Raw genomic sequence first — 15,306 nt, 5'->3', positions numbered from 1 at the left:
GTTAGGCTTCGATCAAGCTATTCCGATTCTGGCGGAGCAGCGCTAGCCAGTGCAGTCCCTGCCGTAGGACGACGATACCGTCCCCCGCCATCGAATCCGCAGGCGCGGCCGCCAGCTTATGGACGAGACGTTCCAGAACAATGCTATACCGCTCTGCCCGCAGCATGTCCGGATGACGAAGGCTTGGAGTGACGAAGGAGAGTAGATCGTGCGCGATATCGCGCCCGTAGAGCGATGCTACCCCAGCGGCTTGCTCGATCTCATAAATGCGAGTGCGCATCTCGTTGAGACTGACACGCCCGACTGCATCAATATCTTTGGCCTCCGATGCGGCTTCGATCGCTACATCTAGCGGCATATAACGCGTGTTCAGCTCGCCCCAGATCGACGCCAGCTCCTTCTCGCCATTTGCACGAGCACCGTCCGCCTCACCTTTATTGGGTTGGATGGTCGGCCCTATCACTGGTTGATGATGGTGCTCGCTGAGTCTCTGCGAAGCAGTGCCAGGCCCGACATCGTAGCGGGACACCTTTGACATGACGATCTCCTTATCCTTCCTTCGGGCCCGGAAAGCCTAATACGGAACGGCAACAACGCGGCCATTGCGGCTTAGCAGCACACGCCCATCCTCGATTCGAGTGACCGCCCATCCGTCGGCCAAGAGAGCGCCGACGAAATACTTCTGCCCACCGACAAGCAGATAGGGCTGGGGTCCGCGCGAAACAGCTTCGATCGCGATTGAGGATGGCTGCTTTTCCTCCTTGACGATCACTCCGTTCACCAGTGTCACCGCACCGGATGTACGACCATCGAACCATTGCTGGAGCTCCTGCCATTTCGCAACGGTTGCAGGCGTGACTTTTCCCTCAGCGCTAACAAAACCCGGCCCCGAACCAACCCTGATATCGAGCAGGCCCGCCTTATCAATTTCCTGTTTCAGGACTTCGGCTGCAGCCTGAGCTCGCCGATCGTCAGGCCGGTTCATGCCCAGCTTGGGTACCAGCTCTGCGGCAGGCGGCGCAATGCCGGTCGGTGCACTTCCGCTGGCTTTGAAGAAAATGGTCGAGAGACTGCCTACACCAAGAAAGCTGAGGAGCACGAGGGCGAGAGCTGAGATCCAAACGCGCGAGAGGCTGATCGACCGAGCCTCAACTGCATTCTGCATCGACCAGCGAATAGACATGGCGCCCGCACGAATGACGGCCGGAAGAAAAAGAACAACACGCTCACCTGCGGCAATATCACCTTCGCCCTCTGGGGTGCTTACGGCCGCAAGAGCCTCAAGCTCGATTGAATTGCCAACGAGGGTGATACGTAGGTGATGCGGCTCAAGCCCTTGTTCGACGAAAACCATATCCGCGTCCAGGCCGCTACCGATAAGGCTCGTTCCGACAGCCGCCTTCCCGCTTAGCCCGGCATAAGGTCCCGACAGTACCTCGAAATGTAAGGAGGCAGCCTCATTCACGGACAATTCTCCGAACTATGAGGAGCACGGCAGGGCGATTGGTCGCACGACTCATTCCTAGGCCGCACCACTCACATCACCCCGATGAGGGAAAGGCGGAGCGACGATTCGCCCCGCCTTTCACCGTTATCCGTTGACGCGCTCGCTGGCCACCTTCCTCTCACTCGAGAGCTCGGTCGACAGTGAACGCAACCGGATGTCCTGCACCATGGCTTGCAGGCTAACGGCCTTCAACTCCGCGATTAGCCCCTCGAACGTAGCCGCCCCACCAACCTTCTCAAGTGCAGTTCCAGCGCCTGATGCGGCGGTGGACGCCGTGGAACCGCCACCGGAACCCGTGGACTTATTATCAGCCTTGCTATCATTCTGGTCGTGGCCAACACTACCATTAGAAGAGTTAGTAGCGCTTGTTTTCGTCATATCGCGTCACCTTCTGCTTGAATCTGCCGCCACGAATGGCGACACTCCACTGACGTCGGCGAATCCGGCGTCAGGTATCTTCTTCTGTTTCAGCCATAGCTTCGTGAATATTTTCCATGTTTCGAGTCATCTCTCGCATCGCGAGATTGGCAAAAACCGAACCGAAAGCCGATTCGAAGTTTTGACGATCCGCTTCAGACAGCGAGCTGCCACTGTCAGAATTGGTATGAATTACGCTTTCGATTGCGCCGGCCATCTGGTGCCTCTCACTTCAGTCGGTCAGAAAGGTGGTATCACCACCGAGCGATCCACGTTGCTTACGCTACTGGGATTAGCTGTCGGGAAGCTGACGAGTCGAAAGACGGATGCAGCAACAACCTCAATATCAGTCAGCATCAACGGCCAGGTGAGAGCGCGCATTCGCAGGTGCATGCCGGGACTGCCACCGCGCGAGTGTCTACGGCGATCTGATCTCTACATTATGTCGACGAACGCCAGATAGCGGGCTGGTCCAGCGGAGCTCATCACATTCCTGGATCGGACGCTCAATGGTGTGATGGCGAGGCGGAGGCAAAACCGCGCGCAGTTGGAAATGCTACCGCGGGAATCGGTGGTAATGTTGTTTCGTGGCTCCACAGCGATCGTCACTCGGGACTGACGACCGCAGGCGCCTTCTTTCCGAAAGCGTCAGAGCAGCGTCGTGCCTGCGCATGCTCTGAGTCGGAGATGAGTTTCATGAGCGCGATGACGCCTCTCCCGGATGTTAAGACGACCGGCATTGGCTCGTCCTGCTCCGTCTAAAAGTCGTCAGCTTCTCGAAAGCTCGCCCCCTTAACATGAAAGCCTCGATCTTACGATCGCCGATGCCAAGTATTTACCGCAATGGAATGGAAATGAACCTAATGCAGCTCAACAGCGTTTCGCTGCCCGCCAGTGCAGATCCAGCTCAGTTCGGGCTTGTTCCGGGGGCTTCGTCAGCCTTGGGATCATCCGCGCAGACCGCCGGCCAGATTCGGCAAGGCGAACCTTCGATCTTCGAGGCAATGGTGTCCATCTACTCACGGGAAGAGAAATCCGACGTTCCCTCCACGCCACCGGATCTGCTGCAATCAGAGCGACAGATCCCGCAGGATTCGCTGGACCAGTTGTCAGCGCACGCGAAGGCGGCGATCGAGGCGCTGATGAAGGATCCGGTTTTTTCTTCCTCGGTCGATTCCTCTTCGGTCGATTCCTCCTCGGTCGACTCCCCTAGTGCAGACGCATCGTCGACGGCTGCTCCATCGCCTGACGTACCGAGCACTCCGGTGCCAAGCTCTAGGATCACGTGGAACGGCGGCACGCTGACCAATGCCGAGTTGCAGATCGTGGCAGTGCTGAACCGGCACAAGGACCAATGCCCACTCAGCTGGGACTCGCTGGCAGCCAAGGCCAGCGATCCGTCGACGCCCCCGGATCTGAAGGAGGCGATCGACGGATTGCGACGCGATCCAGAGCTCTTCTATGCGATTGGCTCCCAAGGGGACGGCCGCTGCGGCGGCAAGATCAAGGCCAAGGATCTGTCAGAGTTTTCCGCCAGCCATTCGCAGGTTGCTACATTCCAGGAGCAGCAAGCGCATAGCTACGAGCAGAACTATATTCCATCCGACGGCACCTCGAATGGACAAGCATCGGTCATGACCTTGAATGATGCATTGCGCGAGCTTTACAAGTATTCTGACTACCTGCCCAAGAATTTGAGCCTGGACGATTTCAAGCGGATCGTCGACGGCAAAGCCGACGTCGGTAAGTGTCCGCCTCAGCTGATCGCGGCGGCTCAACACTTCCTCGAGCACCCGGACGCCTGGAAGCAGTTGTGCGGTGGTGCGACTGATAAAATCCACAAGGAAGACTTCTTGCAAGTCGCCTCGTCGTCGATGAATTCCACGCAAAGCGAGCTGAACACGCTCGACACGATCAACAAGAATCAGAATGCCTTCTTCGGGGACGGCGACCTGACACGACACAAGTTGGCGAGTATGGTGGAGGACAAGACTCTCGACCCGAAGATACGAGAAGCGGCATCGCAACTGCTCTCGGACCCGCTCTTGTTCCGTTTGCTAAACAATTCGGTTACGGGCTACAAGACCCATCACGAGTTCTTCGACTTAGGCGGCGGGCATACGGTCGACTCTGGTAATATCAGCAACAACGACTTCAGGCACTTCTATAGCAACATGTCACCTGCGAACCATACCGTTCAGCAGATCAAGACCCATGTTCCCAAGACCGCCGCTGAACAAAATGCAGTCACAGATATGGTGATGGGGGCATCCGACCAACCCGATGTCGCGTCTCCGAAGAAGAATGGCGGGGTCCTCATGCATGCGGTCGATGACGTAGCCAAGGTGGGCTCGAAGGTGCTCGACTGGGAGGCCACGGCAGTGGGCCTGCTCGGCGTCATTCCGGGACTGGGCGAGTTGGCCGATGGCATATCGATGGTGCTCGAGCTCGAGTCGCAAGCATTGAGCCTTCTGCATACGGGCATTAGCGGGGGTGATATGAAACAGGCTCTGAAAGAGGTTGGCCTTAATCTTGCGGGGCAGGCCATTAGCTTTGTCGCTGGGCCCGAGGTCAAATTCGCGCTGCGCGAGGGCCTCGCAAAGGAGATGCTCGAACAGACCGTGCAGTTCGGCCTCGATACGGCGATCTCGAAAGTGCAGTCCTATGCCGAGGACCATTTGGACGACCTGAAGGCACGCCTTACCGAGCCCATGCATGCCGCAGGCGTTCCGAGTCAGGTCGCTACGCCGCCGTCGTCTCAGAAGGTGGCCTGAAAGGCCAGTTGCGGGTAAGGTGCGGATTCGTATCTACCCTTTTCAGGGACGGACGCTTGCAACTTCTGCGCCGCTCGACAGTACGGCGTCGAGAAACTCGGTATGTGCCACGTCATCAGGGCGAAGCCGCCGCTCGGCAAGCGGCGGCGGAAGAACGCGCGCTGCACTCGAGGCGCACCCCAAGCACCTGGCGCCACTCTTCTGAGAAGCCGGCTCCGCAAATTTGAACAGGTCGTAATTGGAGTTTCTGCCTGAAAGCGGCGACGATCGCCGCGAGCAGCTGAGATTGAACAGATGACCGCGCAGGAGCCACAGCCCGGCTTTTCAGGCGAAGGGGGCGCTTGCCACCGTCAAGGGCGACCGGACGATAGCCCAATTGGCCGAGCCTTCGACGTCCACCCCACCCGGTGACGGCCTGGAAAGCTCAGCTTGAGGGCCGGGCTTCTGACGTGTTCGGCGCGGGGGCCTCCGCGGCGCCCGCGGTCGATGTGAAGTCACTAAATGCCAAGAGCGGGGAGTTGACGCTGGAGAATGATTCCTAAGAAACGGCAGCACCGACTTGCGGCCCCAAGGCAGACTCGGTCTAACCGAGGACAACCTCTTGAGGCTCCACAGCTAGCTTACGAACGTCCGCGTGGCGCTGTTCGGGTTGGTCGGAAAGGACATCACCACGCTCGACGGCCTAGGAAGGCGAAGGCCTTGTAGCAACTTCCGTTGTCGGTCATGACGCGGGTGACGGTGACGCCGAGGCTTTTGCAATAGGCGATCGCCGCCTTGAGAAAGGGAACGGCGCTGTCGGCCGTCTCGTCGGGCTTGATCTCGGAGAAGGCGACGCGGGAATGATCGTCGATGCAGACATGGACGAACTCCCAGCCGACGCCGCGGCTGTTGCTCTGGCCGGTTCGATCGCCGGTGATACGGTGGCCGACATGCTCGAAACGCCCGAGCTTTTTGATGTCGATGTGAATAATCTCGCCTGGGGTCTCGCGCTCATAACGGCGTTCCGGTTCGGCCGGCTCCAGATCGCGTATCCGATTCAATCCCAAACGGCGAAGGATGCGGCTGACGGTGGCGGGTGACACCTCGAGCTCGGCTGCGATCTGCTTGCCGGTGTGGCGCTGTCGGCGCAACGTCTCGACGGCAGCGCACTTGGCTGGCGGGGTTTGGCTCGGCGATGAATGGGGTCTGGAGGAGCGGTCGCGCAAACCAGCCACACCTTCTGCGCGGAACCGCTTGACCCACTTGGCCACCGTCTTCGGCGTTGTATTGAATTGGTGGGCCGCGTCGGCCTTGCTCAGCCCGCCTTCAACCACGCTTCGGACCATCGCCTCTCGACCTTTCGGCGTCAAAGGCGCATTCTTATGGACGTTCATCTGGTCTCTCCCTGGAACACTGAAGCTTCGCAACCTCAGCTTCCTCGGTTCAGACCAGATGGACAACCTCCTGAAAGACCACAGCTAGAGCGTTCGCCTGATCGGTTCGATTCCGGCGCGCCTTCAACACGGCTTCGATCCGGGGCGTCGCAGACAGATGCTTTCTCGTGGTAGGCGTCCTAAAGCGCAAGTGCCTGCTCGAGCGCAAACAGACGCTCGACGCGATAGCTTCCGGTGAGCGCCTTCACGATCGTCTCCGCACTAGCGTGGCAACTGTAATGGCGCAAGCACGCCAGCGCCTCAGGATCGCGCTTGCCGGCAAGGATCGCGCGGATCAGGCGCAGCCGGTGGCGCCGGTGATCTCGGCGAGACGTGGTGGAGTTGAAGATTCATCTCCGTCAAGGCCTTGTGCATATGCTTGATGTGGGAGGCCGCGTACTCAATCAGACGCTCGCGCTGGCGCACGTAGGATCGCAGCTCCGCAATCTGTCCTTTGGGCCGAAAGCTGGCTCGCGACAGCCCAAACGAATGGAGCCGCTGCAGCCACTGCGCATCGGTGACATCGGGCTGCCTCGAGCATCGGCACCACTTCTGACTCAAAACACATCGGCCAACCGGTCCGGCCGGCGACGGCCGCGCCCACCCTTCTTCTGCGATGGTAGGCGGGGTCGTTCTCGGTCCGATACGCGGTTGACGGACTAAACGACGCCTTGGCGGCGGCCACTGGCGGGCTATCGATCTGACGGTACTTCGTGTAGAGCCTTCTGTCGTTGCGGCCCGTGATGCAAGAAGTTTCTGACCCGTTCGGCGTGTGGACGATGCGGTCTTCTATCAGGCCTTCCTTTGCGCGTCCTCAGAAGCCGTTGGCCGGTATGGTGATCCGCGGATCAAGTCCAATTCTCTCCGAGCACCTCGGCTCTTCGGCTCTAACTGGTTTTCCTGATCCAGATCTGTTCGATCGTTCCGCCCATTAGGGTCGTCGCCTTCTCACACCCTTCACCAAGGTCAGGCTATTTCGTGCTGCATTCGTCATGATGCCGTCACTGCCTGCGCTGGGTTCCGATAATCACCTTCCCGGGGGTCATGGCCCAAATCGTCCGAGCCATCTTGGTCGCGAAGGCGATCGCCACGAGCATGCGCGGCTTCCGCGAGAGCGCTTCGGCGAGCACAAGAGCTGCGTTTGCGCTCAGGTAATCTACCACTTCGCCGGCGGCCAGACCGTCGTCCCCCAATGATCCCAGCAGAGCTGGCTCAAGACCGGAAGACGAGCCGCGGGCATGGTAGTCGATGGCTCAGCTCCGGCTGCCTGTCTTCCCGACTCGGCTTCGGAAGGCGGAGCTTCCATGAGTTCGAGCACGGCGCGCCCCTTCCTACGCCAACCGCCGTTCAGGCGCTCGTCGAACGGCAGTGCCACGTAGTAGGTGACGTCATCCGGAGTCACTCTCGCGATCGCGTTGCGCGCCACGCGCCCACCCGAATATCCGGTCGACACTGCGTGCAGTTCGCTGCCTCGGACTGGGAGTGCCACCAGGTCGAGCAAGCCACCCAGCGCACGAGACGCTCGGGCGCCGGTGGAAGTCGCTTTCCTCGCGGCGAGCTCGACGCCTCGGCGGGTCCGAGTGCCCCGCATCATGTTCCCCTTGCGACGTGCCGCTTGCACCAGTCCAGCACCTCCTCGCCTCGTGCTGGCTGGATAACGTGGAAGCCTGCATCGCGCAACGCCTCGACGATACGCGGTCGAGCTGCCCAAAGGCGTGGTCAGATTTTCCCTTTATGCCTGGCGTCAGCTTACGGACAGCTAAGCTGTCTATCAAGCGGGTAAGGTCTAACGACCTGAAACAATGCAAGATGTATGATCCAGGTGCAGTCGTCATGTACGGTCGAGTTAACAATTGGCCCGATACTCCGGCCGAAGAAAGATATCATCGGGCAGCCAACGCTGAGGAAGCGGGTGCCGAAAGCCAGGGCTTCGCCGATGCGTTCGCTAGAACGCGATTGCAGGAGTCTGGTGGCAGCTCACCTTCGCAACCGAGTTATTCCCTCGTTCGACAACCTCCTGTGGTCGAGATCGACAGAGCTACCTTCAGGACAGAAGTGAGGACCTTTCATGGCGACGCAATCAACCGCATCGCCAACAATCCACACGAGTACTCGGAATTTGTATCCGCAAGAGCTAAGCGCACAGCAGAGGTCGCTAAGGAATACGGTATCAGAAGAGATTCAGAAAATGCCCGATATTACAGCTACCAATTAGGAAATGTGAGCGTCGGCCTCCAAAGAACGGAGGCCGGATTCAACATGACTGAGTTCGAAAGCGATAAGTGGCGAGAACAGTTCCCTGGACGAAGTGAAGTCACCTCAATTGTGGATTTTCAGGTTGCTCATCCGCTTGTCGCAAACGCCGGCGATATTCTGCTCGAACATCAACTTCGGCAAGACGGCGAACGACCATTGGTGAACTGGCGTCCTGCTAATGCAGAAGCGAAGGCCCGCGCAGAGACAATGGGCTTCGTTGAAGTGGATGAGGACGACATGGTACTTGACCCTACTCAGTCCGCGCAGTGGACAAAAAACAGCCTTGGTGAATGGCAGCGCGCAACTAAATCTCAGCTTTATCTCTCCAAGGTCGATAGTGATACTGAGGTTCCAGCAGATTCCGAAGAGGATGGTGACTTTATGTAATGCGAGATCCGCAGGCATTCATGTTTAGGCAGGCGGTGGAGCAAGGAGCGCAGGCAAACCGACAGCTGCGGCAAAGGTCAAGCCTTAGAGCGAAACCGACAATTCGATCCGCGAGGTGCTTTGTAACAACGGCACCAATGTTCACCATCAGGCCGGTCCGAGGTGGTTTCGCCGTTTGATGCGCCAATCTGAGGGAGATAGGGTGTCTCGGCCATTTCGGTTGAAGACACCAAATCAGGCGAGATGTCGAGCGAATTGAGCCACAGTAATCCATGCGCTCTGATCCTGGCCTAAGCTCTGCGCCGCTGCCGCCGACCTTAAGGACGGACGTGTTGACCGGCGCGATGTGCCCGTCCTGAATCGGCTTTATGCCAGACGCGATCTCGGCAAGCTTGTGTGCGGCGGCTTCGGAGCCAAGCTAGCTTGATCGGCGGCCAATCTCATCAGGCTCGGACTGACTCGCTGCCGCCAAGCATCGTGGAATCATCGCCGCTAAGAAGGCGGTTTGAGCGCCTGCGACCGTACACCTGCTTGCCAGAGGATGATCAGGATTGATGTCAGCAAATCCCTCGGCCAGGCGAGCACGCGGCGGAGGTTGCGGCCACGGCGGTGAGGATGACGTTGATGGCGTCGCCCTCACGCCCCTTGGGATGGCAGCGGCCGAGGTGGCCGTCGCTCTTCATGTGGCCAATGATGGACTCGATGGCTGAACAGCGCCGGAGCTCGCGCTCGATGACGCCGAAGACGCCCCGTTTCTGCCCGGAGATGAAGACGCGGCGCGGTCTATCGGTGTTGTGGCCGCGATAGCCCTTGCCGACATAGGCGCGCTCGATCGCGCAGCCGGTTAGCATTTCCGTCGCCTCGATGATGGTGCCGAGCGAGTGTCCGTCAGAGCGATTGCCGGGCAGTCCGCGAGCGTGCAGCACGTGCGGATTCCGATTTATTCCGGCCGGGTATTCCGATTTGAAGCGGGCCATCGTTCCGATTTGAAGCCGGCCACGATTCCGAAATGAAACCGGCCGGCATTCCGATTTGAAGCCGGCCGGGTTTTTGGAAGTCGGCGTTTTCGTTTGGGTCAGTCCCTAAGGCATCAAGTCCCTCGTTGATCAACGAGGGAAGCGGATGCCGGCCAAGAGAGAACTGACCATGCGACAGATACGACAGATGCTGCGGCTTGCCCGTGATGCGGTGAGCGCCCGGGAGATCGGCCGCACGCTCGGCGTGGCGCGCAGCACCATCCAGGACAATCTCAAGCGTGCCTCGACTGCCGGGCTGGCGTGGCCTTTGGCGGGCGATCTGACCGACGCCGTTCTTGAACAACGTCTGTTTGCCCATGCCGGCGTCAGGCGCGGCTTCCGCCGGCGAGCTGAGCCGGATTGGGCCTCGCTGGCCTGTGAGCTGAAGCGGCCTGGCGTCAATCTGATGGTGCTGTGGGAGGAGTACCGGGCGGTCCATCCGGAAGGTTATGGCTACAGCCTGTTCTGCGATCTGTTCCGGGAATTCGAGCGCGGCTGTCTCCGACGATGCGGCAGGACCATCCGGCCGGCGACAAGGTCTTTGTCGATTACTCCGGCAAGAAGATCATGATCGTTGATCGCGCAACCGGGGTTGTGCGCAACGCGGAGATCTTCGTCGCCGTGCTTGGCGCCTCGAATTACACCTACGCCGAGGCGGCCTGGACGCAGACACTTCCGGACTGGATCGAGGCCCATGTCCGGATGTTCCGGTTCTTTGGCGGGGTGCCACGCCTCGTCGTCCCTGACAATCTGAAGTCCGGCGTGCACCGGGCTTCGTTCTACGACCCTGAAATCAATCGCAGCTACGGGATGATGGCGTCCCATTACGGCATTGGCATCCTTCCGGCACGGCCAAGAGGGATAAGGCGAAAGTGGAGGCCGGAGTGCGTTTTGCCCAGACCTATATCCTCGGGCGGCTTCGCCGGCAGACCTTCTTCTCGCTGGCTGAGGCGAACGCGGCAATCACCGCCGCGCTGGAGCGCATCAACGCCCACGTCATGCGCCGGATCGGCGTCAGCCGCCGACAATTGTTCGAGACCGTCGAGATGCCTGTCCTGTCGCCGTTGCCGGATGCCGACTATCAGTTCGCGGAATGGCTCCTGGCCCGCGTCTCGCTCGATTATCACGTCGAGATCGACGGCTTCTTCTACTCAGTTCCACACGGCCTGATCCGGGAGCAGGTCGACTTTCGCGCCACCACCCGGTCCATCGAGCTGTTCCATCGGGTTTGCGTGTTGCTGCTCACCAGCGCCGTTATGGCGGCCGCCGGCACGGCACTGATCCCGATCACATGCCCAGTGCGCATCGGCGTTACGCCGAGTGGACTCCCGATCGATTCCGGCGCTGGGGTCGGTCGAACCGCTTGCCGATGCATTCGACCTCCGGCGCATGCAGCGAATAGACCTTCGGCCCGCGCTGGCGCTGCTGCTGCTCGTGGACGCGGCGCGCCAGCAATAACAGCTTCGAAGACCTCCCCGCGAGCGCGGCGTCGCCCGCGATCTTGCGGCTGATGTCCCGCATGACCCGGCCGAGATAGGTACGCAACGTCTTCAGCGCCCGCCTGGCACGCTTGAACTGCTCGGCATGGGCGTAGCGCTGATGCTTTATCAGGGCGAACTTGCCCACCCTCGCATAGGACTGGCGTAAATCCACCCCGGTTAGTTGCGCCAGCCGCACCAGCTTCTCGCGCGCCCGGTTCAGAAGCTTGGCATCGGTCGGAAGCATCACGTTCTTGGGCTGCACCGTCGTGTCGACGATCACCCGGGAGAACTCGGACGGTTTGATCGCCTTGGTCCTGACGGCAACCGACAGGCTCTCCTGCAGCAGGGCCTGAAGCCGCTCCTCGCCCATCCGGTTGCGCCAGCGCGTCGACGACGGGCGATCGAACACCAGCCGGTGCTGGAAGAACTCCTCGCCGCAGAAGAACTGGTAATAGGGTTCTCCACCCAGCGCTCGCACAGCACTTCGTCGGACAGGCCATAGGTGTGCTTGAGGATCGCGAGCCCCGCCATCAAGCGCGTCGGCAGCGGCGGCTGGCCAGGGCCGTCCGTGTAGACCGCTCCGAACGCCTGCTCCAGGAAGTCCCAATCCACCGTGCGCGCCAGCGTCACCAGCGAATGCTTCATGTCGATGATCTGATCGAGCCGGGAGCGAAACAGATCCTGCTCGCCAGTCTCGCGTCGCTCCCGTGGCCGCATCCAAACCTCCGCTCATGCACTCTGACGAGCAGAGAACCAGGACCGTCGATTCGACGGAATCGTCAGCCCGTCAGGACCGCTGGTCCCGAAGAACAAGCTGAACCGCCCCACCTTCGCTTAATGCCTTTGACGGGAAATGGTTCGTGAAGTCGCGCGTTCGTGGACAGCTTGGGCCCATAGCTGCTCAGAGGGCATCGTCGATTTAATCTGGCACGGAGCCGAAGAAGGCACTTCTCAGAGGTTTGAGAATCGGCGATAGCGCCTGTCGCGGAGATCTCGCAGGAAATCGCAAAGGCTGGCTCGCGCGAAGCACGACGGAAGTCGTCAGTGACGGCTCCGGAATAGGGGACGTGGAAAAGGTTTGCGACCTGATCGTGAACTGACAGAAACCGCTGAGTCTGACGGGACGATTTAAGCCGCTTTATGATCCGCTCGCGTCGCCGGGTCGGCGGGTGAGAATTCTCAGCGCGGTGGTTGAGAGCTTTGTGGTGGCGATGGTCGGTCGGTGTGAAAGCCCATCTTCGCCCTTGCAGCGCCGTACGAACGGGGTTTGTACGTGATCATGACGCGCGGCGGCGTGCCGCCGAATTTTCAAGGGCTTCTTGACAAGCCGCTGCGCAGCGCGCGAGTCTCTTCGGCGCTGGATTAAGACCTCGAGAACGAGGCCATTCTGGTCGACAGCGCGCCAGAGCCAATGTTGTTCGGCCGCGTCGAGATAGCGATTTCGTTCAGATGCCATTTGTCGCCGCGCGCGGAGCGCGCTGGCGGATCCAAAAGGAGAACACCTTGCCGAATTTGGTTCCCCACTGGCGCACGGTTTAATAGTTCACGACAATGCCGCGCGCCGCCAGCATTTCCTCGACCATGCGCAAGCTTAAGGAAACGGGAAATACATCCAAACGGCATAGCAGATCACTTCCGGTGGGAAACCATGACGGGGAGAAAGAACCCCGGGCGGTTGGCATGCCGCTCGTCTGCCCGCTCGGCCGCTCCAATTCGTTAACTTGACCGTGGCTTCCGCACCCTCAACCCTCGGCTGCTCCGTCCTGTCAACGCCATGCAGCTGAAACACTACACTCTTCACGTATCCAAACCGATGCGAACAATTGTTTTCGCGGGCGTCTCCTTTCTTTGAGGTCAGCGACGACTCCTCATCTTGCCCCCGGAGTAGCGGAAAGGGCCGTCCACCCCAGCACGAGAGCCCGGTGCGGCTGGCCCGCACGCGTTTGGCCCTTTACACCGCATTCTGGTGCTCCAGGCCGGGAAGCCCAATCATTGTGGGGCGCTAAGCACGGCGCCGCAGACACTTACCGAAGCGATCGGCGATGGGATCTCGAACACAAATGCGCAAAACTGCTTCATTCACGATCTGAAGCATAGCCGGGTCCTAGGCTATTCGGACCCGGCCATCGCAAGCGCGGCGACAAGCGCCGCGATGCTGTTTTTCAAGCGAAAGGAAGTCGGGGTCTCCACGCTCCCGATCGAATTTCAGTCGGACCCCGTTGTCGATCTGTTCGAGGAGCCCGCGCCGGCTTCGAGTTCATCGAGGATTTCCTTTCGGTGACGGTCTGCTTGATGGTGTCACCACAGCGACGCTCTGGCGCGAGACACTCAGGTAACTACATCCTGAGGCGCGCGAACTGCATCGACGCATGCTCCGCCTCGCGAAGGGAGTAGCATGGGACGATGCTCAACAACGACTTACAGAACGCAGGCGTGAGCTTGCCGCGGTGGATCACGACGTTCTCGTGCCCCGTGGCGGCTCGAGCGCTCTGCCATTGCCGATTGTAGCCGCGCTGTTCATTGGACTTCACGTGGCAAGCGGCGAAGTCGGCGCCGCCCAGCGTTGCCAACTGCCAGGCATGTACCGGCAGCTTGGTATGGATGTGCACCCACATCGGATTTGGCATCCTACCACTGCGCAGCGCCTTGGGCTGCAGCTTGATCTCGAACAGCGTCGCTGGCTCGATCTTCAAGGCCTGGGGTGGATCCACAGACGCAAGTTCTTCGGCCGCCCGCAACTGTTCAAGGTACTTCTGCGACGGAAACGCGTAGGTCTTCATGCAATCGATCATGATCGCCGCCTTTTGCGCGTTCAATGAGTTTGCCTGTCCCTGAACCTCGGACAACATCGCCTTAAGCCGGACTATTTTGTTGTGCACTTCGGTCATTTGCGCAGGCGTGAGTAGGCCACGTCGGCGGGGCTCCTCCAGCGCGGCTACACAGTTCTTAATCTCGGTGGTCTGCGTCTGCAGGCGCTTAAGGACGAGATCCACGACGTGGTCGGCGTCCTCAGGCTTCATCTGGCGCGCTTGCGAGACGGCGCTTTGCTGAGCCGGCAGATCGAACTGCAGCAGCTCGTCCAATCGCTTGAGTAATCCCGTCAGTGCGTTCCTGGAGGGCGGAGCCTGCCACATCGCCAGGTGCTCGGTCGCCGATGATGACGCCCTCGCGCGTGCCTCCTCTGCACTCGCGAGTTTCTTCGTACCCAGATCCGAGAGTACGATAACCGTGGCAGCGTCGGGCCTGGCGAGCTGCGGCTCGCGCAGCCCGGCAGTTGAACTCCCCTCGCCTGCGGCCGGTGCGCGCTTGCCTTTCCCCTTCCTGCGCGCCGCGTGGCTCTCAGCCGCTAAGTCGGTCTTTTCCGATATCGCAGTCTGGGCAGGCCGCTCCACTTGCCTCTTTGGCTGCACTGCCAAAAGTCGCGTGACTTGGTGCGCGGTGACCCATGCACCTTCCACGATCTGGTCCAACTGTTCCAATGGAAGGTCGGCATCAGTTCCGGTATCCCTTAGCCTGGCAACGATGCCGTGCACCCCTGAGGCAAATTCCGAAAGCCGTTCCATGACTCCTTCCAGAACGGTGCAGGCCGGTTCGGGCAGCGCCTTTCCGTGGCGCTTTAGAACGGCTTCGCTCGTCGAGTTGAATGCCGGAAAAAAATCCTTGACAAAGGTCCCGAGCAAACGCACGCGCCCGTTCTCACCCATGAGAGCGTCCCTCACCGCGGGTTCGTACGTGCTCTCCTGTTGCGCGATCAGCAGTTCCGTGAGGGCAATGCGCGATTGCAGATACATGCAGTTCGTATGAAGTACCCAGCCGGTATGCAGGCGAACTGCGTCCTCGTCGGCTTCCCGCACCTTGGCAGAAGCGCTTGGCAAGTTGGCAGTGGCGGCGCAGACGGACTGCATCCGTTCCGAGCGCAACACCTTCTTTTCCCACCACTCCATGCAAGCCACATGGTCCTTCGCCACACTGGAAGCCATTCGGCTCAGCTGGTCGGGGGTAGCGTTGGATTGGAGCGTCCGCTTGAGCAGGTCTGCCGTACGCTCTCTGCGCTTT

Annotated in this window: 7 protein-coding genes and 6 pseudogenes; 4 read left to right on the top strand and 9 right to left on the bottom strand. The window is 60.0% G+C overall.

All coding sequences use genetic code 11. The annotated features are described in order from the left end of the window. Position 1 precedes the first annotated feature (1 nt). From IVA95_RS18990 to IVA95_RS18980, 3 genes are all read right to left on the bottom strand, one after another. Positions 2 to 538 carry a hypothetical protein gene (locus IVA95_RS18990; RefSeq protein ID WP_247511863.1) on the bottom strand — a complete coding sequence of 179 codons (537 nt, stop codon included), beginning with the start codon at positions 536 to 538 and terminating at the stop codon, positions 2 to 4. A gap of 36 nt (positions 539 to 574) precedes the next feature. After that, entirely contained in the window at positions 575 to 1,465 is an 891-nt protein-coding gene (locus IVA95_RS18985) for an FHA domain-containing protein (protein ID WP_247511862.1), read from the bottom strand. A 490-nt stretch (positions 1,466 to 1,955) separates the two neighbouring features. Beyond that, entirely contained in the window at positions 1,956 to 2,141 is a 186-nt protein-coding gene (locus IVA95_RS18980) for a hypothetical protein (protein WP_247323782.1), read from the bottom strand. Positions 2,142 to 2,787: 646 nt separating this feature from the next. On the opposite strand from IVA95_RS18980, the gene IVA95_RS18975 reads away from it, so the two are divergent. Both IVA95_RS18975 and IVA95_RS18970 read left to right on the top strand, forming a co-directional pair. After that, positions 2,788 to 4,698 carry an HrpF/NolX family T3SS translocon protein gene (locus IVA95_RS18975; RefSeq protein ID WP_247511861.1) on the top strand — a complete coding sequence of 637 codons (1,911 nt, stop codon included), beginning with the start codon at positions 2,788 to 2,790 and terminating at the stop codon, positions 4,696 to 4,698. A 286-nt stretch (positions 4,699 to 4,984) separates the two neighbouring features. Then, positions 4,985 to 5,234 (top strand): annotated as a pseudogene (locus tag IVA95_RS18970) (IS3 family transposase); the annotation flags it as partial. A gap of 150 nt (positions 5,235 to 5,384) precedes the next feature. Here IVA95_RS18970 and IVA95_RS18965 read toward each other — a convergent pair. Beyond that, positions 5,385 to 6,071 (bottom strand): annotated as a pseudogene (locus IVA95_RS18965) (IS481 family transposase); the annotation flags it as partial. A gap of 565 nt (positions 6,072 to 6,636) precedes the next feature. Continuing rightward, a pseudogene (locus IVA95_RS18955) lies at positions 6,637 to 6,891 on the bottom strand (hypothetical protein); the annotation flags it as partial. A gap of 1,052 nt (positions 6,892 to 7,943) precedes the next feature. Here IVA95_RS18955 and IVA95_RS18950 point away from each other — a divergent pair. Beyond that, a complete protein-coding gene (locus IVA95_RS18950) occupies positions 7,944 to 8,753 on the top strand; it encodes an effector protein NopP (protein ID WP_276576922.1) in 810 nt (269 codons plus the stop codon). Between the two features lie 492 nt (positions 8,754 to 9,245). On the opposite strand, the pseudogene IVA95_RS18945 reads toward IVA95_RS18950, so the two are convergent. Continuing rightward, positions 9,246 to 9,679: pseudogene (locus tag IVA95_RS18945) on the bottom strand (IS5/IS1182 family transposase); the annotation flags it as partial. A 196-nt stretch (positions 9,680 to 9,875) separates the two neighbouring features. Between IVA95_RS18945 and IVA95_RS18940 the strand changes: the two are divergent. Then, on the top strand, positions 9,876 to 10,340 hold the full coding sequence (locus IVA95_RS18940) for a helix-turn-helix domain-containing protein (protein ID WP_247511860.1): 465 nt from the start codon (positions 9,876 to 9,878) through the stop codon (positions 10,338 to 10,340). 791 nt (positions 10,341 to 11,131) lie between these two features. Here the strand turns inward: IVA95_RS18940 and IVA95_RS18935 are convergent. The 3 genes and pseudogenes from IVA95_RS18935 to IVA95_RS18925 all read right to left on the bottom strand — a co-directional run. Next, positions 11,132 to 11,967, bottom strand: a pseudogene (locus IVA95_RS18935) (IS5 family transposase); the annotation flags it as partial. A gap of 202 nt (positions 11,968 to 12,169) precedes the next feature. After that, a pseudogene (locus IVA95_RS18930) lies at positions 12,170 to 12,862 on the bottom strand (IS6 family transposase). Positions 12,863 to 13,586: 724 nt separating this feature from the next. Continuing rightward, positions 13,587 to 15,306: hypothetical protein (locus IVA95_RS18925; RefSeq protein WP_247511859.1), on the bottom strand; the 1,720-nt coding region annotated here is incomplete at its 5' end.

Source organism: Bradyrhizobium sp. 157, from assembly GCF_023073815.1.
In the GTDB taxonomy this organism is placed as follows: domain Bacteria; phylum Pseudomonadota; class Alphaproteobacteria; order Rhizobiales; family Xanthobacteraceae; genus Bradyrhizobium.
This window is presented reverse-complemented; position numbering and strand designations above follow the sequence as displayed.